This is a genomic window from Mycobacterium sp. NGS51, from assembly GCF_059812525.1.
The window spans coordinates 1-18,687 of record NZ_JCALCV010000007.1 but is presented as its reverse complement, the minus strand read 5'-3'; the positions used below and the strand labels follow the sequence as shown (position 1 = coordinate 18,687).

The following is an 18,687-nucleotide window of genomic DNA, read 5'->3' as shown; positions in this document are numbered from 1 at the left end:
TGTGCTGATGATCGACCGCGACGTGGTGGGCGGCACGCGCCGGTTCCTGCCCGCCGTCGAGGGCATGCGGGCATGTGCGGCCATCGGGGTCGTGGTCACCCATGTGGCGTTCCAGACCGGGCACTCCAGCGGGGTCGACGGCCGCCTGTTCGGACGCTTCGACCTGGCGGTGGCGGTGTTCTTCGCGTTGTCCGGATTTCTGCTGTGGCGCGGGCACGCCGCGGCGGCGCGGGGCCTGGGGTCCCGTCCATCGACCGGTCACTATCTGCGATCGCGCGTGGTCCGCATCATGCCCGCGTACGTGGTGGCCGCGGTGGTGATCCTGACCTTGCTGCCCGACGCCGACCATCCGAGCCTGACCGTCTGGCTGGCCAATCTCTCCCTCACCCAGGTGTATGTGCCGTTGACGCTGACCGCCGGGCTGACCCAGATGTGGAGTCTGTCGGTCGAGGTCACCTTTTATCTGGCGTTGCCGATCCTTGCGCTGCTGGCTTGGCGGTTGCCGGTGCGTGCCCGGGTACCGGTGATCGGCGGTCTGGCGATCGCCAGCTGGTTCTGGGGGTGGATTCCGTTTCACGCGCCATCCGGGCTCAACCCGTTGAACTGGCCGCCGGCGTTCTTCTCCTGGTTCGCGGCCGGAATGCTGCTCGCGGAGTGGGTCTACAGCCCGGCCGCGCTGCCGCACAGGTTGGCGCGGCGTCGGGTGCTGATGGCTCTCGTCGCGGCGACGGCGTATCTGGTGGCCGCCTCTCCGCTGGCCGGGCCCGCGGGGCTGACGCCGAGCACAGCCGGGCAATTCGCGGTGAAGACCGCGATGGGCGCGCTGCTGGCGGCGGCGCTGGTCGCGCCGTTGGTGCTGGACCGGCCCGACACCGACCACCGGGTTCTGGCGGCCGCGCCCATGGTGACATTGGGGCGCTGGTCCTACGGGATATTCATCTGGCATTTGGCGGCGCTGACCATGGTGTTCCCGGTGATCGGCGAGTTCTCGTTCCGGGGCCACATGCCGCTGGTGTTGGTGCTGACGTTGATCTTTGCGATCGCGATCGCCGCGGTGAGTTACGCATTGGTCGAGTCGCCGTGCCGGGAAGCGTTGCGGCAGTGGGAAATCCGTCGACGGGAGGCGGTCAGCCAGCGCCAAGAGGACGCAATCGCGCCATGACGGCCTCGCGCACCGCCGTGCGGCGAGCCTTGCCGGCGTCGTCGCGCAGGGGGGTATCGACCAGTTCCACGCTGCGCGGCACTTTGTAGGACGCGATGCGTTCGGCCAGGAACGTGCGCACGCCTTCCTCGTCGAGCGCCGAGTCGGCGATCGTCTGTACCAGGGCGTGCGGTACCTGGCCCAGGTCCTCATGCGGTATGCCGACCACCAAGCACGACAACACATCCGGGTTCTCCGACAGCGCGCCCTCGATCTCGGCCGGGTAGACGTTGCGCCCGCCGACGGTGAACATGTCGACGCGACGGTCGGAGAGATAGAGAAACCCGTCCTCGTCGAAATAGCCCAGATCGCCCAGCGAGTCCCAGCCGTCGCGAGATTTCGCGGCGACGCCGACGTAGCGGTAGGTCGGTGGGCTGCCGGGGCTGGGCCGCATGTAGATCTCGCCTTCCACGCCGGGTGGGCAGGGCCGGCCGTCGTCGTCGAGCACTTTCATCTCGCCGGCCACGACGATTCCGACGGAGCCGGGGTGGGTCAGCCACTGGTCGCCGGAGATGAAGGTCAGCGCCTGAAGTTCGGTGCCGCCGTAGAGTTCCCAGACCGCCTCGGGACCCAGGATGTCGATCCAGGCCTGTTTGATCGCCGGCGGGCACGGTGCGCCCAAGTGCCAGAACCGCCGGATCGACGTCAGGTCATAGGCGTCCGGGTCGGCGCGGTAGACCGGCAGCATCCGCTGCATGATGGTGGGCACGGTGGTCAGGAACGTCACCCGGTGATCGGTAATCAGCCGGAGATATTCCTGCGGGTCGAATCGGCTCATCAGCACCAGGTGATGGCGCATCAACAAAGCGATCGTCGCGGTGGTGAAGCCGGTGTTGTGGCTCAGCGGTATCGCTACCAGCGTGGTATCGCCCTCTTGCGCGCCGAGTGGATAGCCGATGAGGGCTGGTATCCGGCTGTCGTTGCCGGCTTCGATGAGTTTGGGCCGACCGGTGCTGCCACCCGAGCCCATCGCTTTCCACACCGGCGAGACCGCTTCGGGCAATGCGGCGTCAGACAGGGTTGGGTCCGGTGTGAAACCTGCTGGCACACTTGACAAGTCTGAATGGTCGCGGCCGACCAGCAAGGCGGGTGGTCGCAAGTCGAGCAGGCCCTGCAACTCCGCGGCGGGCAACCGTGCGGACAGCGGTTGGGGCACGGCGCCCAGCTTCCAGCACGCCACCGTGGCCTGGATCCATTCGATCGAGTTGGGCAGCAGGATCGTCACGTAGTCACCGAGGCCGACGCCGCGCTCGGCATACGCGCGGGCCAGCCGGTTGGTCGACGCGTCGAGTTCGGCGCGGGTAATCGTGTGCCCGTCGCAGGTGACGGCCGGCTCGTCGGGAGCCTGCTGGGCCAGCTGTGAGATCTGAGTGCCGATCGGCGGGACCGGCTCGGCCTGGGTCACTGGTAGCCGCCCTGCCGTTCGAAGATGCGGCGCGGATTGTCGACCAGCATGGTCTGCAACTGCTCGTCGGTGACGCCGCGCTGCTTGAGTGCGGGGATCACGTCGTTGTGGATGTGCAGGTAGTGCCAATTCGGCGCCATCTGTGGCACCAGGGCTTCGGGCAGCGCGTCGAAGTAGCAGTTGGCGTCGTGCGAAAGCACCATCTTGTCGGCGTGGCCGCGCTCGCACATGGTCGCCACGATGCCCACGCGCTCCTCGAAGGGCAGGATCACGTCGATGCCGAACCGGTCCATGCCCAGGTATGAGCCCGCGGAGATGAGCTCCTCGAGGTAGCCGACGTCGGTGCTGTCGCCCGAGTGCCCGATGACCACCCGGCTCAGGTCGACGCCCTCCTCTTCGAAGATGCGTTGCTGCTCGAGCCCACGGCGCAGCCCGGCATGGGTGTGTGTGGAGATCGGCACCCCGGTGCGCTTGTGTGCCTGGGCGACGGCGCGCAGCACCCGCTCCACACCCGGGGTGATCCCCGGCTCGTCGGTGGCGCATTTCAGGATGCCGGCCTTGATGCCGGTGTCGGCGATGCCCTGCTCGATGTCGCGGACGAACATCTCGGTCATGATCTCCGGACCGTCCAGCATTCCGCCCGGGCCCTCGTAGTGGAAACGAAACGGGACATCGTTGTAGGTGTAGAGCCCGGTTGCGACAACGATGTTCAACTCGGTCGCCGCGGCCACCCGTGCGATGCGCGGAATATAGCGGCCCAGCCCAATCACGGTCAGGTCCACGATGGTGTCCACGCCGCGGGCTTTCAGCTCGTTGAGCCGGCTGATGGCGTCGGCCACCCGCTGTTCCTCGTCACCCCAGGCTTCGGGATAGTTCAGCGCTATCTCGGTGGTCATGACGAACACGTGTTCGTGCATGAGCGTGACACCGAGGTCGGCAGTATCGATCGATCCTCGTGCGGTATTCAGTTGCGACACGCATCCGATGCTAGGGCGATGGCGCCCTAAGTTCGTCGAGATTCCGGTTAAGACGCCGTCTGGGTAGCGACATCACCGCGTCGGGTACTCGATGACCGAGCCCAGTGTGAGAGGAGCAGACATGGCGGCCGAAACCAGGACCGATCGATGGCCATCGCTACGGGTCGACGATTGGGCGCCCACCCGCGAAACCTTGCAGATGTGGACCCAGATCGTCGGCAAGATCCGGCTGGCACACATGCTGATGGTCAACCATTGGTGGCAGGTGACGCTATATGTCAGTCCGCGTGGATTGACCACGCACGCGATCCCCCACCAAACTGGGGTTTTTGAGCTGGAGTTCGATTTCATCGACAACGCTCTGATGATGCGGCACAGCGACGGCCGCCAACGCTCGGTGCCGATGACCGCCAAACCGGTCGCCGAGTTCTACGGCGAAACCATGTCGGCGCTGGACAGTTTGGGGGTCGCGACCTGGATCGACGCTCGCCCCAACGAGGTAGAGCCGGCTATCCCGTTTGCCGACGACTATCAGCACGCGTCTTACGACCCGGACAGCGCACGGATGTTCTGGCAACAGTTGGTGCAGGCAAGTCGAATCATCGGCCAGTTCCGCGCGCGGTTTGCCGGCAAAGTCAGTCCAGTCCATTTCTTCTGGGGGGCTATGGATTTAGCATGTACCCGTTTCTCCGGCCGACCGGCCCCCAAACACCCTGGCGGCGCGCCAAACTGTGGTGATTGGGTGATGGTAGAGGGCTATTCACACGAGTTGAGCAGCTGCGGCTTTTGGCCCGGGGGTGGCGCTGAGGGTGCTTTCTACAGCTACGCTTACCCGCAGCCGGACGGCTTCACCGACTATCCGATAGCACCGGAAGCCGCGCACTTCAGTGCGGAGCACGGAGAATTCATCCTGCCGTACGAGGCGGTACGCACCGCCAATGACCCGGACGCCGACGTCTTGCAGCGCTAACTTCCGGAGCTCGCCGCCAACTCCGTCCCGACACCGCAGCCACCGGCGCCGTCCCGGCGAGGTTTAGACCGGTGATTGGCGTGACAATGGTGGGGCGCATACCACCGACCCGACCGGGTGTCTGGGCGGTGGAGATGGCCGGGCCGGATACCTATCCAGTACGCCATCCAGCTCGTGGTGGTGCGATCGATGAACAACACGTGCCCGTCGAGTCCCGACACGATCTTGCGCATCGCAGCGAGGCTCGCTTCTTCCCATTCCGCTGGCGGACTGGACAATTCGTTAACGGTCGTCGGCGCTAGCGGGCACACGGTGAGCAGTTGGTGTCCGGGCGGGGCCAGCGACGGGTCGAAGCGCGGCCGGTTCAGTAGCGGCAGCCAACACGCGGGACTAATTGCAGTACCTGACCACTGACGCAAGAGTGCAGGGGCTGCTCCTAACCTGCGCTCAATGGCGAACCACTGGTACCGGATGTCTGACATATGGAGGTGATCGAACAATGTCGCGACGTCGGCAAAGCAAGACCAAGTATCAAGACCAAGTATCAGGTCGCAGCCAACGCATCGCTCGCCGTTGGTACGGCCTGGGCGACGTGTCGGACAGAACTCGCGCCGATCGTATTTCGACCAATTCCACCAGCTGCCGGGATGGTGCTGTGGGTCACCGACTGCGGCCAGATTCCTATTTCAGTCGTCGCCGGGTGCGGGATTTCACAAGGGTGCTACCAGTTTTACGCAAAATATCCCAAGCATCCGAATTGACCCGGCCGGACATAAGAATTGGCCCGCGCCGCCCGAAACTTGGCGCCGCAAGCTTTCATTTTGTGCGCTGGATTGCCGCCCGGTCGATGGCGCGCGTAGGTTTTCATGGCCTTGGGTCGGAAGTCGCCAATCAGCGGATCGCATCGATCCGGGAGAAATTGAATCGCGGCGAGACGGTCTATCTCACGGGCCTTGCGGCACCGGGGACCCACAACACCGGCGTCGCGCTCGTTGAGGTGACGCAGTCGAACGGTCCGCGCATCATCGTCAATAATGAAGAAGAACGCTTTTCGGGAAACAAGCACACCACCGAATATCCGCGCCAATCGCTCGACGCGATGGTCGCGACGCTGCGCAGCATGGGGCGCGACGTCGGCGACATCGCCGCTTTTGTCACCACCTGGGATTATCCGACGTTTTTCGCCACGCTGACGCGTACGGTCGTCGAAGAAGCGCCGGCCAGCCTCAGATTGCTCGGTGTTTCCAATTTCGCCGGCATACACAAGCGCCGTTTGGTCCAGATTTGGCGCACACCGAGAATTCTCGCCAGGCAACTGGGATTAGAGAAACCGGTGCCGCTGATCTGCATGCCGCACCATGACAATCACGCGTGGTTTTCGTTCGCGGCCTCGCCCTTCGCCGACGATCAGGAGCCGGTCGCGATCGCGGTGCTCGACGGCACCGGCGACCGCGGATCGGTCTCGCTGTACGTCGCCGAGCATGGCGCGATGCGTCAACTGTATTGCAATGCAAGCGTGTCCGACTCACTCGGCGCCTTCTACGGCGTGATCTCCGCGACCCAGGGCGGCTGGACCATCCTCTCCAGCGAGGGACGCTACATGGGCGCCGCGGCCTGGGGAGATATGGATCGCGCGAGCAATCCGTACTATCGGGGACTGAAAGAGGTCCTGCATTTCGGCGACGGTGGCGAGATCAAGCTCAACCGCGCGATGGCCAACTGGTATTGCCAAGTCCTTGACAATCCTTACAAGGCCCCGCTGATCGAGATCCTCGGCGAGCCGTTGACGGCCGACCAGCTCTGGAACCCCGACGCGATGTTGCGCGTCGAGGACATCGATCATCGGCCCGACACCAAGGACCGCCTCGATAAGGCGGCGGCGACGCAACTGGTGTTCGAGGACGCTTTGATCCATGTCGTCGATCATTTGCTGCGGACGACCGGCGCCAGCCGGGTGGTGCTGACCGGCGGCGTGGCGCTCAACGCCGTCGGCAACATGCGGCTGCTCGAACATTTCGACGAGGCGTGGTTCGCGACAGCGCAGCAGCGCAAAGCCCGCTTGCATCTGTGGGTGCCGCCGACTCCCGGCGACCCCGGCGTCACCATCGGCGCCGCCTGGCTGTTCGCCCGTATCGCCGGTGCGCCGCGCGGCGCAGCGATGACGCATGCGTTTTACTGCGGCACCGCGCCGTCACGTGATGACATCGCGGCGGCGCTCGCGGCTGACGATATTGCCTCGCGCCGGGTCGGCGACATCTCGACACCCCAGGGTCGCGATGCCGTCGCCGATCTGATGGCGTTCATGGTGGCGCAGAACGCCGTCATCGCGGTGTATCAGGGGCCGGCCGAGACTGGACCACGCGCGCTGGGGCATCGCTCGATTTTCGCCAACCCCTGCGACCCCGAGACGCGTGAGCGGCTCAACGAACGCGTCAAATACCGCGAGGCGATCCGCCCGCTGGCGCCGATGGCGACACTGGAAGCGGCGCATGAATATTTCGAGCTGCATCCGGGCGCATCCGACGCCGATTACAACGCCTACAACTACATGGTTTTCACGGCGCACGCGAAGCCGCTCGCCCGCGACAAGATTCCGGCGGTGATTCACGCCGACGGCACCGGCCGGATCCAGATTGTGCGCCATGAAGACGATCCCCTCACCTACGCCTACCTGAAGGCGCTCGGCCGTCGCATCGGCGTGGAAATGTCGGTCAATACTTCCTTCAATGTCGCCGGCCCGATCGCGCAGACCCCGGTTCAGGCGATCGACACGCTGCGCCGCGCCAAGGGTCTCGACGTGGTGCTGCTGGTGGCAAACGATGGCGTCGTGCACGCGGCATGGCACCACGGCGAGCGCGACAGCGGCCGGTTTACCGGGTGGCTGTCGGCGTGGACAAACAGCGCGAACGCGTTTGAATGTCCGCCGTCGATCGCGAACTACTGAAGAGCATCGAGCGCACGGCGACACCAACCTTGCGGTGATGTCCGGGCGGCAACGCGTTGGCCCCATCGTCATCGCTGCGCCACGGATCATGTCAGTCCTGTTCATGGCGATGGCCACGGCTCAGGTGCTGTGGTGCTGCGGGTCTCCTTTTCCGCAGTTGCGCCGCGGCGTTCCGCGCATGACGATCAGCGCGTCGTAATCGGATGTGGTTCTCATGAGCGGCTGCTCGCGATCAGGTGCACTCCGTTCTTGGGCCGCCGCGTCATCGACGCCTCTAGCTCAACGGGAGAATCGGACGCAAGCTCAAAGGTGAAGCGCTGACACATGATTGCTGCAATCAGGATCATCGCCATTAACGCGAAGCTCTGCCCGATGCAGATGCGTCGACCGCCGCCGAACGGCAGATATGCCGAGCGAGGACGGTCCTTGGTGGTCTGCAAGAACCTGTGAGGATCGAAGGTTTCCGGGTCCGGCCACCAGCGCGGGTCGTGGTGAATGTGGTGGATCGGGATGATGACCGTGGTGCCGCGCCGAATGCGGTGCCCGCCGATGACGTCGTCCTCGATGGCCCGTCGCGCGATGACCCACACCCCGGAGAAGTAGCGCTGCGATTCCTGCAGGCACGCGGTCGTCCACGGCAGTCTGCCCAGGTCGTGGGCGCCCGGGCGGCGGGAGCCCAGCACATCATCGATTTCGGCGAGCATCAGGTCGCGGGCCTCGGTATGCAGGGCCATCAGATACCAGAACCAGGACATCGCATTCGCAGTCGTTTCGTGACCAGCGATCATGAACGTTAGGATGTCGTCGCGGATCCGCCGCCGTGGCCACGTGCCGCGGTCGGCGTGCAGCAACACGTTGAGCAGGTCAGCGGAGTCGATCGGGTGCGCCAGTCGCTCATCAATCACCGCGTTGACCGCGCGCTCGAGCGTCAGGGTGATGACCTGCATGTCACGCAACGGCGGCGGTAGGCGCAGGCCCGAGAAGGCTAGCCGGTGCACTGTGTCGTACACCAGACGCGGCATGAGGCCCCACAGTCCGAGTCGTTGCAGCCGCTCCGCCTTCCGATGCCCGCGGGTCGCCAGGTCGTCCATGATCTGGACCAACGGCCCGAAGTCGTGGCTGAACAGGGAATTGGCGACCAACCGCAGGGATGCCTCGACCATCGCCTCGTGCATGTCGAATTGGACGCCCGTTGGCAGCGCGTCGGCGACGCCGGTGATCGGGTCGATCATCAGGTCAACGATGCCGTTGAGGTGGCGCCGGGCGAAGGTAGGGTTCAGCAGCGCGCGATGGGCGGCCCAGAAGTCCCCCTCGTCGGTGAACAAATTGATGCTAGCCGCGGCTCGAATGGGCTCATACTCGTTCGACTTGATGTATTTGAGTCGGGCCGCGTGCAGCACGTGATCCACGTAGTCAGGATGGCTGATGGATACGAACCGTCTGCCAGCGCAACGAAATCGGGCGATATCGCTGCCTCGCGTCCGGCCCAGGAAACCGTCGCCGGCGTGGAATCCGACGGTGAGGGCCTCGCGGGTCATCGTCCAGGTACTCAGCCGTGTGGCCGGTGCCGCCCGGGGGCGCGAATCCGTGCGGCCGACCCGATCGATGTATGTTGCGCTGTCCATCAAGGTGCCTCCATCGATGTCATGGCGGAATATGGCCGCCACGTCGGGCGGCCGGGCTCCGTGATGGAAATCGTCGCTTGCGTTGACTGCGACGAGCTCGGTAGCGCGCTACTGCAATTTCGCACGGTTTCGGTTGGGGCACTGAGTCCCACACGTTCCCCTTCCACGCTCGGGACAGACCCAGAAGCTGCCGGCGGCAACCGCCAGGGCGGTTGGAGTGCGGCACAATAGCGGCAGTCTTGGCATTGCAGAGTGGTGAACAATTGAGCGAACGGGAGGGCACTATGGGGATTTCGGCAGGGACTTGCTCGGCTGTACGCTCGCGGGCACTGACCGCTACGAACAGCCATTGCTCAGGTCGCTGACGCTGCCGGAACTACCCTCAGTTGAGGTGCAGTCGTCACTGTCGGTGAGGGCCGGATGATCCGGCGGAGGCGTCGCAGGGTGCCGGGTTGTTTGTGGCGGCGAGTGGCCCAGGTCGAGGGGATGGTGCGGCCCAGATCGGCCGTGGACAGAACCACACTGGCTGAAGAACGACGGCATGTTTACGGCGATACCGGGATAGGTGTTCCGGTGCCAAGTGCCGCCCCACCCTCGCCGGCTTCGATCAGCACGTCCTAATCGGGTGCGGTCCTCCGGTGCGACAGCGCGCGATCAGGTGCACTCCGTTCTTGGGCCTCCGCATCATCGTCGCCTCGAGTTCGACGGGGTGCTCGGACGCTAGCGCGAAAGGTAGGTCAAAGGTGAAGCGCTGACTCATGATTGCCGCAATCAGAACCATCTCCATTAACGCGAAGCTCTGCCCGATGCAGCTGCGTCGACCACCGCCGAACGGCAGATATGCCGAGCGGGGACGGTCCTTGGCTCCCTGCAAGAACCTGCTGGGATCGAAGGTTTCCGGGTCCGGCCACCAGCGCGGGTCGTGGTGAATGTGGTGGATCGGGATGACAACGGTGGTGCCACGCCGAATGCGATGCCCGCCGATGACGTCGTCCTCGATGGCCCGCCGCGCGATGAGCCACACCGCAGAAAAGTAGCGCTGCGATTCCTGCAGGCACGCGGTCGTCCACGGCAGTCTGCCCAGGTCGCCGGCGCCCGGGCGGCGGGTGCCCAGCACATCGTCGACCTCTGCGAGCATCCGCTCGCGGGCCTCGGTATGCAGGGCCATCAGATACCAGAACCAGGACATGGCATTCGCAGTCGTTTCGTGACCGGCGATCATGAACGTCAGGACGTCGTCGCAGATCCGCCGGCGCGGCCACGTTCCGCCGTCGGCGCGCAGCAACACGTTGAGCAGGTCAGCGGAGTCGGTCGGGTGCTCCAATCGCTGATCGATCAGCGTGTTGGCGGCGCGGTAGAGGGTCAGCACGACGTCCTGCAGGTCGCCCAACGGTGGCGGCAGGCGTAGCCCAGAGAAGATTAACCAGCGCAGCACGGCGTAGACCGGACGCGGCATGAGGCCCCACAGCCCAAGTCGCTGCTGCCGCTCCGCATGCTGATACCCCCGGGCCGCCAGGTCATGCATGGCATGGACCAACGGCCCGAAGTCGTGGCTGAACAGGGAATTGGCGACCAACCGCAGGGTTGCCTCGACCATCGCCTCGTGCATGTCGAACTGGGCGCCCGTTGGCAGCGCGTCGGCGACGTCGCTGATCGGGTCGATCATCAGGTCGACGATGTCGTTGAGGTGGCGCCGGGCGAAGGTAGGGTTCAGCACCCCGCGGTGGGCGGCCCAGGAATCGCCCTCCTCGGTGAACAGATTAGTGATCGCGCCGGCTCGGAGGGACTCATATTCATTTGACTTGACGTATTTGAGCCGGGCCTCGTGCAGCACGTGATGCACATAGTCAGGGTGACTGATGGATACGAAACATCGTCCAGCGCAACGAAATCGGGTGATATCGCTGCCTCGCGTCCGGCCCAGGAAACCGTCGCCGGCGTGGAATCCGACGGTGAGGGCCTCGCGGGTCATCGTCCAGGTGCTCAGCCGTTTGGCCGGGGCCGCCCGAGGACGCGAATCGGTGCGGCCGACCCGATCGATGTACGTTGCGCTACCCATCGTGGTGCCTCCATCGATGTCACCGCGGAACATGGCCGCCACGCCGGGCTCCGAGTTCCGTGATGGAAATCGTCGCTTGCGTTGGCTACGGCGAGCCCAGTAGCGCCCTACTGCAATTTCACGCGGTTTCGGTGCTGGCACTACTGAGCCGCATGAGTCGCAACGCTCCCGTGCGCGCGCGGGACAGACCCAGAACATGGCGGCAGCTGCCGCGGTGAATGGTGCGCCAGTCGGTGCGCCGTTCTAGCGAAAAGCCTTGAGGAGTGACGCGCCTCACAGTAGAATGACCAGTGGTCATCGACGTGAGGAGACCGATGCCGACGGTGACGTGGGCCCGCGTCGACCCGGCTCGCCGGGCCGCGGTGATAGAAGCCGCCGAAGCTGAGTTCGGCGCGCACGGGTTCTCCCGCGGCAGCCTCAACGTCATCGCCCGGCGCGCCGGGGTGGCCAAAGGCAGTTTGTTCCAGTACTTCGCCGACAAGCGCGACCTCTATGCGTTCATCGCGGACGTCGGCAGCCAGCGGGTGCGTGCCTACATGGAGGATCGCATCCGCGAATTGGATGCCAGCAGACCATTTTTCGACTTCCTCACCGATCTGCTCGACGACTGGGTCCGGTATTTCGCCGATCACCCCCGCGAGCGTTCGCTGCATGCCGCAGCGAGCTTGGAGGTCGACACCGACGCCCGCATCAGCGTGCGATCCGTGATCCACCGCCACTACCTGGAGGTGCTGAGGCCGTTAGTGCGCGATGCGCATGCCCGGGGCGATCTGCGTCGCGATTCCGATACCGAAGTGTTGTTGTCGCTGCTGCTGCTGATCTTTCCGCATCTGGCGCTGGCCCCCTATGTGCGGGGGATGGATCCGATCCTCGGGCTCGACGAACCCACACCCGAACAGCCCGCCCTCGCGGTGCGCCGGCTCGTCGCCGTGTTGGCGGCCGCATTCTCCGCGCTGCCGCAAGCCCACCGGAATGGTCTGAAGGAGGTCAACGCATGACACGGACACGCTACGGCTCGCTCGGTGCGGGCGGGCTCAACTGGAACAGCCTGCCGCTCAAGCTTTTTACCGGCGGCAACGCAAAGTTCTGGAACCCCGCCGACATCGACTTCTCTCGCGACCGCGCCGATTGGGAAGCGTTGACCGACCGGGAGCGCGATCAAGCCACCCGACTGTGCGCCCAGTTCATCGCGGGCGAGGAAGCGGTCACCCAAGACATCCAGCCGTTCATGGCCGCAATGCGCAGCGAAGGCCGGTTGGGCGACGAGATGTACCTGACCCAGTTCGCGTTCGAGGAAGCCAAACACACCCAGGTGTTCCGCATGTGGCTTGACGCCGTCGGCATCGACGACGACCTGCACAGTTTCCTCGACGAACTCCCGGCGTATGTGCAGATGTTCAACCAGGAACTGCCCGCATCGCTGGCCACGCTCTCGAGCGATCCCTCACCGGCGGCCCAGGTGCGGGCCTCGGTGACGTACAACCACATCGTCGAGGGCATGCTGGCGCTGACCGGCTACCACGCTTGGCACAAGATCTGCGTGGAGCGTGACATCCTGCCCGGCATGCAGGCACTGATCCGGCACATCGGCGACGACGAGCGACGCCACATGGCATGGGGCACCTTCACCTGCCGGCGCCACGTCGCCGCCGACGACGCCAACTGGACAGTGTTCGAAACGCGGATGAACGAGCTCATGCCGCTGGCATTACGTCTCACCGAAGAGGGGTTTGCGATCTACGGCGACGACGTGCCCTTTGGGCTGAATCCAGCGGAGTTCGTGGCCTACGCCAGCGACAAGGGGATGCGACGGTTCGGCACCATCAGCAGCGCCCGTGGCCGGCCCGTCGAAGAAATCGACTTGGACTACTCGCCGGTGGACCTGGAGGACAGCTTCGCCGACGAGGACAGGAAGGCTCTCGCGGCGGTCTGATGGCGCGAGCAAGGCGCGGCCCGCAGGCGCTAACTACCCGACCCACACGTTTTTGGCGTTGCAGAATTCGCGGATGCCCATGCCCGCGAGTTCGCGCCCGTAGCCGGAACGCTTGACACCGCCGAACGGCAGCTCGGGATAGGACACCGTCATCCCGTTGATGAAGACCTGGCCGGCTTCGATGTCGTCGATGAAACGCTGCTGCTCGGCCTCGTCACTGGTCCAGGCGTTGGACCCCAGCCCGAAGGTAGTGGCGTTGGCGATCTCGATCGCCTCGTCGATATCCGCGGCGCGATACACCGACGCCACCGGCCCGAACACCTCCTCGGAGAAGAGCGGCATGTCGCGGCTGATGTCGGTGATCACCGTCGGCGGATAGAACCAGCCGGGCCCGTCGACCCGCTTCCCGCCGCACCGGATCACCGCACCGGCCGCGGCCGCCTCGTCGACGAGTTTTTCGACGTCAGCGCGGCCGGACTCGGTGGCCAGCGGACCGACGTCGGTGTCCGGGTCGGTCGGGTCACCCACGCGCAGCGCGGCCATCTTTTCGACGAACTTGTCCACGAACTCGTCATAGATGTCGGCGTGCGCGATGAAGCGTTTCGCGGCGATGCAGGATTGGCCGTTGTTCTGCACCCGAGCGGTGACCGCGGTGCTGACCGCCGCATCGAGATCGGCCGACGGCATCACGATGAACGGGTCGCTGCCGCCGAGCTCCAGCACCGTGGGCTTGATCTCGTCGCCGGCGATGGCGGCAACCGACTGGCCGGCCGGCTCACTGCCGGTCAGGGTGGCCGCCGCGACCCGCGGGTCGCGCAGAATGTCTTCCACCGCGCTCGAGGGGACGAGCAACGTCTGGAAACAGCCATCCGGGAACCCGCCGCGGGCGATCACGTCGGAGAGGTAGAGCGCGGTTTGCGGCACGTTGGAGGCGTGCTTGAGGATGCCGACGTTGCCGGCCATCAACGCGGGCGCTGCGAACCGCACGGCCTGCCACAGCGGAAAGTTCCACGGCATTACCGCCAGCACCACCCCAAGTGGCTGATACCGCGTGTAAGCCTGGGCCGCATCCACCGCGGCGGCGTCGGCCGGCTCGTCGGCCAAAAACCGCTCGGCATGCTCAGCGTAGAACCGAAAGCCCTTGGCGCACTTGAGTACTTCAGCCTTCGCCGACGCCAGCGTCTTACCCATCTCCAGGGTCATCATCGCTGCGACCTCATCGACCTCGGCCTCCAGCAAATCGGCGGTCGCGTTGGTCCACTCGACGCGCTGCGCGTAGCTGGTGCGCCGATAGTCGACAAAGCGGTCATGGGCGCGGGCGATCGCGGCGTCGATCTCCTCAGCGGTGGCGGGCGTGAAGGTTTTGACAGTCTCTCCGGTGGCCGGGTTGATCGTGGCGATGGACACGCTGACTTCCTCTGCTGGCTGGTCTGGCGGGATGTTCGACATCCAGCCTGCCACTATGGTGGCGACTGTGAGTACAGCCGCTGAGTTGATGGTGAAGTGCCTGGAAAACGAGGGTGTGTCGGTGGTCTTCGGGCTGCCCGGCGAGGAGAACATCCGGTTCGTCCGAGCTCTGGCCGGATCCGACATCCGCTATGTGCTCACCCGCCACGAGCAGGCGGCGGCATTCATGGCCGAGATGTACGGCCGGGTCACCGGCCGGGCGGCCGTGGTGTCCGCCACGCTGGGCCCCGGCGCGATCAACATGCAGCTCGGGGTGGCCGACGCCACCACCAACAGCACGCCGCTGGTCGCGATTTCGGCCCAAGTCGGCCAAGACCGCCAGTACAAAGAGTCGCACCAGTACGTCGACCTGGTGTCGATGTACCGGCCGATCACCCGCTGGGCCGACGCCGTTCCCACTGCGCGCGCAATACCGGAGATGTTTCGCAAGGCGTTCAAAGTGGCCCAAACCGAGCGCCCGGCCGCGGTCTACCTGGCGGTGCCCGAGCACATCGATGTCGACGAGACCGACTACGACTTGGCGCCGCTGCCGCGCAACGTGGTGCGCGCCGACGCGCCGGCCGTCGGTCAAGTCGAGCGGGCGGTCGAGATCCTGCGCAGCGCGCAGCGGCCGGTGGTGCTGGCCGGCCACGGCGCTGCCCGCAACGACGCGACGGCCGCGCTGGTCCGGTTCTCCGAGGAGCTGGCCATCCCGGTCGCCAACACCTTCCACGGCAAGGGCGTGATGCCCGACGACCACCCCAACAGCATCGGAACGATGGGCTTCATGGCCCATGACTACGTCAACTTCGGCTTCGACAACGCCGACGTCGTCATCGCGGTCGGCTACGAGCTGCAGGAGTTCGATCCCACCAAGATCAACCCCACGGCCGACAAGAGAATCATCCATGTGCATCGCTTCCCCGCCGAGGTCGACGTGCACTATTCGGTCGACGTCGGCATCATCGGGGACATCAGCGACTCGGTGAACGCACTGACCGACGCATTGGCCGGGCAGCGCTTCGACACCGACGCCACGACGCCGGGATGCCACCTGTTGACGGAGGAATTCGCTCGCGGACAACAGGATTCGAGGTATCCAATGGCACCGCAGCGGGTGGTCGCCGACACCCGCGCCGCGCTGGGCCGCAGCGACATCGTGCTGGTCGACACCGGCGCCACCAAGATGTGGATGGCCCGCCTGTATCCGACTTACCAGCGCAATACCTGTCTGATTTCGAATGGCTTGTCCACCATGTCTTTTGCCTTGCCCGGAGCTCTCGGAGTCAAGCTGGCGCGGCCGGAGTCCAAAGTATTGGCCGTCGTCGGCGACGGCGCCTTCCTGATGAACTCTCAGGAAATCGAGACCGCCGTGCGGGAGCGGATACCGCTGGTTGTGCTGATCTGGGACGACGGCGGCTACGGGCTCATCGAATGGAAGATGGACCTCGAACTCGGCGACCACTACTACGTCAAGTTCGGCAACCCCGATGTGGTCAGCTACGCGGAAAGCTTCGGTGCAAAGGGCTATCGCGTCAACAGTGCCGACGAGTTGTTGCCGACGCTGAAAACCGCGCTCGACAGCGACGGTGTGTCGCTGATTTCTTGTCCCGTCGACTACTCGGAGAACCTGCGGTTGACCGACCGGCTCGGCCAACTGGACACCACGCTGTGACGGAGCGACTTAGCTTCGCCCGTAATGCACGTGGCCGGGCGTAGGCTCCGGCCAAGCCAGCCTCAATACGCCGACAGGGGAAAGACCAGATGCGCTTCAACCCGCCACCCAACTGGCCGCCGGTTCCGCCAGGCTGGGCGCCGGACAGCAACTGGGTTCCGGATCCGTCGTTGCCGCCACCACCGTCCGGCTGGCCGTTGTGGGTCGACGATGCGGCGCCGCAGTATCCGTCGCAGTTCGCTGTTGACTATCCAGCCCAATTCCCGCCCATGTACCCGCCGCAATGGCCGCCCCCGCCGGCGGCCAGGCCCAAAGCGCGCATTGCGCTCTGGGCGTCGGTGGCCGCGGTCGCTGTGGTGGCCATCGCGGTTGTTGTTGCGGTAGTGGTTTTTGGCCCGGGCGGCGGAGCAACCTCCGCCGGTGGTGAGAAACCGTCCAAGAAGTCCGATATCACGCAACTGACCCAAGGTCTTCTGGTCGGGAAATCGGCGTTCCCCGATCCCGGGGGTCCGACTACCTGGCGCAGCGGCCTCAGCGACACCGGGCCGAAGCGGCACGGCCCGTCGGATCTGACGATCAACCCCCGGGAATGTGCGAACTTGTATGGCAACCCGCAATCAGCCACCCAAGCCGCGGCCGCGACGCTCGCCGGTGCGGGGCCCAACGGTATGCGCATGGTGGAAGTGCACCTGGCCATCACTCCGGACAGGCTGAGTTTGAAGGATTTTCTGCAGAAATGCCGGACGTTTACGGCCTCGTTCGAGGCACCGGGGCACACCATCACTCTGGAGACCCAGGTCGACCCTCTTGACGCGTCGGGCGTGCCGCCCTGGGCGGTCGGCGTGGTGATGAAAAGCTCCACCGCGTCTACCGCCCGCATCCCCGGCACCATGACGATGGCGGCCGCCACAATCACGGGCTATTACCGTGGCGTATTCGTCGTCGCTGCCTACAACGCGCTCAATCCCCGGTCGACGGGCGGCGCCTCGATCGACCCCGACGCGGCGAGCAATGTGGTGAAGCTGTTCAACGCTCAGGTCGAGAAGCTGGAAGCCGCACCGTAACCGAACGGTCACGCCGCGTCGACCGCCCTGAGGGCAGCAAAGCTTTCGCCGCGGTTGGCCCACAAATGCCGGATGTCCTCCAGTTGCCTGCCTTTGGTCTCGGGAGCAAACCGGTAGACGAAGACGAAGCTCAATTGCGCCAGGACGCCGAAGATAGCGAACGTGGCTGCGCCGCCGAGCGAAGTCAACAGTGTGAGGAAGACGGCGACGACTATCGCGTTGGCTCCAAGGTTCGCGGTGTGCATCGCCGCCGATCCAATCGACCGCAGTCGCGACGGCAAACTCTCACCGGCGTACACACATGCCAACGGGCCAAAGCCGACATTGAAGCCCAGCGTGAAAAGCAGCACGCCGAAAAACCCGACTACCGCAAGCGCGCCGCTAGAGCCGTCGCCCAGTGCGAAAAAGCCGATCAGCAGGAGGTTGGCAGCGATCATCATGGCGATTCCAGATAACAGAAGCGGCCGTCGGCCGACCCGGTCGACGAGCACCATCGAAACGAATACCGCAGCCAAGGCGAAGATTTGGACGAGCGCGGGCAAACCCAGCAGGGCGAAATTGCCGCGCATGCCCATCGCCTCGAAGAGGCGCGGGCTGTACGAGACGATCGCGTTGATGCCAGTGATCTGAACCAGAAATCCGAGAGTGATGACGAAGACGGTCGCCCGTAAATACGGTGCTCGCGCCATCTCAATGAGCGCGCCGCTACCTGCTTTCTCTTCGCCGAGTGCGCGGCTGATTCTGGCGAGGCCAGCGGCGAGGTCTGCATAAGGCTCCGCCTGTTGCAGGGCGCGCCGCGCGTCGGCGATGCGGCCCTTGACCATGTACCACCGAGGGGTGTCGTTCACGTGCCGCAACAGCACCAACACCGACACGGCCGGAACGGCAGCCAACCCGAGCGCCCACCGCCAGCTTTGCGTACCAGCCAGCAGATAGGCGGCGAGATAGCCGACGACCATGCCGGTTACGTTGGCAGCCTGATATGCGACCAACAAGGAACCCCGCACGCCGGCCGGCGTTGACTCAGCCACAAACACCGGAACCACCACATACGACGCTCCGATGGACAAGCCTGCTAACAGTCGCGCCGCGACGAGGACCGAAAACGAACTCGATACCGCACCGAGCACCGCAAAGCCGGCGTAGGTCGCGACCACTAGCATCAGCGACTTTCGCCGTCCGATCGCGTTGGCGAGGGCACCGGCACCGATTGCTCCGGCCATGTCACCAATCGCCAGCGCTGTCGTCACCAATTCCTGGTGGCCTGCGGTCAAATTGAACTCATCGGTGATGAACAGCAACGCTCCGCCCACGCTGGAGACGTCATAGCCGGAAATCAGGCCGATACTCACCGCGGTGAGGCCTACCAGCAGGCTTGGCCGGACGGG

General features: G+C 65.0%; 14 protein-coding genes and 1 pseudogene. 8 read left to right on the top strand and 7 right to left on the bottom strand.

The features are described 5' to 3' along the window. Window positions 1-7: 7 nt before the first annotated feature. The gene (locus tag AC5Y5W_RS10480) at window positions 8-1,162 is read left to right on the top strand and encodes an acyltransferase family protein (RefSeq protein ID WP_500009377.1); all 1,155 of its coding nucleotides are present in this window, start codon (window positions 8-10) and stop codon (window positions 1,160-1,162) included. On the opposite strand, the gene AC5Y5W_RS10475 is transcribed toward AC5Y5W_RS10480, so the two are convergent. Both AC5Y5W_RS10475 and AC5Y5W_RS10470 read right to left on the bottom strand, forming a co-directional pair. After that, the gene (locus tag AC5Y5W_RS10475) at window positions 1,128-2,606 is read right to left on the bottom strand and encodes an AMP-binding protein (RefSeq protein ID WP_500009376.1); all 1,479 of its coding nucleotides are present in this window, start codon (window positions 2,604-2,606) and stop codon (window positions 1,128-1,130) included. The genes AC5Y5W_RS10480 and AC5Y5W_RS10475 overlap by 35 nt on opposite strands. Further along, entirely contained in the window at window positions 2,603-3,583 is a 981-nt protein-coding gene (locus AC5Y5W_RS10470; protein ID WP_500009375.1) for a phosphotriesterase family protein, read from the bottom strand. Before AC5Y5W_RS10470 ends, AC5Y5W_RS10475 begins: the two co-directional genes overlap by 4 nt. 121 nt (window positions 3,584-3,704) lie before the next feature. Between AC5Y5W_RS10470 and AC5Y5W_RS10465 the strand changes: the two genes are divergently transcribed. The 3 genes from AC5Y5W_RS10465 (at window position 3,705) to AC5Y5W_RS10455 (ending at window position 7,497) form a co-directional block, all read left to right on the top strand. Beyond that, on the top strand, window positions 3,705-4,553 hold the full coding sequence (locus AC5Y5W_RS10465) for a DUF5996 family protein (protein ID WP_500009374.1): 849 nt from the start codon (window positions 3,705-3,707) through the stop codon (window positions 4,551-4,553). A gap of 482 nt (window positions 4,554-5,035) precedes the next feature. Then, window positions 5,036-5,314 (top strand): hypothetical protein, encoded by a 279-nt coding sequence (locus tag AC5Y5W_RS10460; protein ID WP_500009373.1) that lies wholly within the window; start codon window positions 5,036-5,038, stop codon window positions 5,312-5,314. Further along, on the top strand, window positions 5,311-7,497 hold the full coding sequence (locus tag AC5Y5W_RS10455; RefSeq protein WP_500009372.1) for a carbamoyltransferase C-terminal domain-containing protein: 2,187 nt from the start codon (window positions 5,311-5,313) through the stop codon (window positions 7,495-7,497). The genes AC5Y5W_RS10460 and AC5Y5W_RS10455 overlap by 4 nt, the downstream gene beginning before the upstream one ends. Window positions 7,498-7,709: 212 nt before the next feature. Here AC5Y5W_RS10455 and AC5Y5W_RS10450 read toward each other — a convergent pair whose 3' ends face one another. The 3 genes and pseudogenes from AC5Y5W_RS10450 to AC5Y5W_RS10440 all read right to left on the bottom strand — a co-directional run bounded on the left by AC5Y5W_RS10450 (window position 7,710) and on the right by AC5Y5W_RS10440 (window position 11,181). Then, window positions 7,710-9,122, bottom strand: coding sequence for a cytochrome P450 (locus AC5Y5W_RS10450; protein WP_500009371.1), 1,413 nt, complete (start codon window positions 9,120-9,122; stop codon window positions 7,710-7,712). Between the two features lie 522 nt (window positions 9,123-9,644). Beyond that, a pseudogene (locus AC5Y5W_RS10445) lies at window positions 9,645-9,736 on the bottom strand (hypothetical protein); the annotation flags it as partial. Further along, window positions 9,730-11,181 carry a cytochrome P450 gene (locus AC5Y5W_RS10440; RefSeq protein WP_500009370.1) on the bottom strand — a complete coding sequence of 484 codons (1,452 nt, stop codon included), beginning with the start codon at window positions 11,179-11,181 and terminating at the stop codon, window positions 9,730-9,732. The gene AC5Y5W_RS10440 and the pseudogene AC5Y5W_RS10445, both read right to left, overlap by 7 nt. Before the next feature lie 314 nt (window positions 11,182-11,495). Here AC5Y5W_RS10440 and AC5Y5W_RS10435 point away from each other — a divergent pair, with 314 nt between their 5' ends. Both AC5Y5W_RS10435 and AC5Y5W_RS10430 read left to right on the top strand, forming a co-directional pair. Then, a complete protein-coding gene (locus AC5Y5W_RS10435; RefSeq protein WP_500009369.1) occupies window positions 11,496-12,179 on the top strand; it encodes a TetR/AcrR family transcriptional regulator in 684 nt (227 codons plus the stop codon). Then, window positions 12,176-13,114: a R2-like ligand-binding oxidase gene (locus AC5Y5W_RS10430; protein ID WP_500009368.1), complete on the top strand. Its 939-nt coding sequence runs from the start codon at window positions 12,176-12,178 to the stop codon at window positions 13,112-13,114. Before AC5Y5W_RS10435 ends, AC5Y5W_RS10430 begins: the two co-directional genes overlap by 4 nt. Window positions 13,115-13,147: 33 nt before the next feature. On the opposite strand, the gene AC5Y5W_RS10425 is transcribed toward AC5Y5W_RS10430, so the two are convergent. Beyond that, complete coding sequence (locus tag AC5Y5W_RS10425; protein ID WP_500009367.1) at window positions 13,148-14,521, bottom strand: NADP-dependent succinic semialdehyde dehydrogenase; 1,374 nt, start codon at window positions 14,519-14,521, stop codon at window positions 13,148-13,150. Window positions 14,522-14,576: 55 nt separating this feature from the next. Between AC5Y5W_RS10425 and AC5Y5W_RS10420 the strand changes: the two genes are divergently transcribed. Next, complete coding sequence (locus tag AC5Y5W_RS10420) at window positions 14,577-16,235, top strand: acetolactate synthase large subunit (RefSeq protein WP_500009555.1); 1,659 nt, start codon at window positions 14,577-14,579, stop codon at window positions 16,233-16,235. Between the two features lie 89 nt (window positions 16,236-16,324). Next, on the top strand, window positions 16,325-17,299 hold the full coding sequence (locus AC5Y5W_RS10415; protein WP_500009366.1) for a hypothetical protein: 975 nt from the start codon (window positions 16,325-16,327) through the stop codon (window positions 17,297-17,299). A gap of 8 nt (window positions 17,300-17,307) precedes the next feature. Here the strand turns inward: AC5Y5W_RS10415 and AC5Y5W_RS10410 are convergent. Then, window positions 17,308-18,687, bottom strand: a 1,380-nt coding sequence (locus AC5Y5W_RS10410) for a sugar porter family MFS transporter (protein WP_500009365.1), incomplete at its 5' end; no start/stop codon positions are given.

What these genes read in the sequence shown, in the direction of transcription:
- AC5Y5W_RS10440 (WP_500009370.1), bottom strand. Translation starts at nt 11,181, where the DNA reads ATGGGTAGCGCAACGTACATCGATCGGGTCGGCCGCACCGATTCGCGT.
- AC5Y5W_RS10450 (WP_500009371.1), bottom strand. Translation starts at nt 9,122, where the DNA reads ATGGACAGCGCAACATACATCGATCGGGTCGGCCGCACGGATTCGCGC.
- AC5Y5W_RS10435 (WP_500009369.1), top strand. Translation starts at nt 11,496, where the DNA reads ATGCCGACGGTGACGTGGGCCCGCGTCGACCCGGCTCGCCGGGCCGCG.
- AC5Y5W_RS10460 (WP_500009373.1), top strand. Translation starts at nt 5,036, where the DNA reads ATGGAGGTGATCGAACAATGTCGCGACGTCGGCAAAGCAAGACCAAGT.
- AC5Y5W_RS10415 (WP_500009366.1), top strand. Translation starts at nt 16,325, where the DNA reads ATGCGCTTCAACCCGCCACCCAACTGGCCGCCGGTTCCGCCAGGCTGG.
- AC5Y5W_RS10480 (WP_500009377.1), top strand. Translation starts at nt 8, where the DNA reads ATGATCGACCGCGACGTGGTGGGCGGCACGCGCCGGTTCCTGCCCGCC.
- AC5Y5W_RS10465 (WP_500009374.1), top strand. Translation starts at nt 3,705, where the DNA reads ATGGCGGCCGAAACCAGGACCGATCGATGGCCATCGCTACGGGTCGAC.
- AC5Y5W_RS10420 (WP_500009555.1), top strand. Translation starts at nt 14,577, where the DNA reads ATGGTGGCGACTGTGAGTACAGCCGCTGAGTTGATGGTGAAGTGCCTG.
- AC5Y5W_RS10430 (WP_500009368.1), top strand. Translation starts at nt 12,176, where the DNA reads ATGACACGGACACGCTACGGCTCGCTCGGTGCGGGCGGGCTCAACTGG.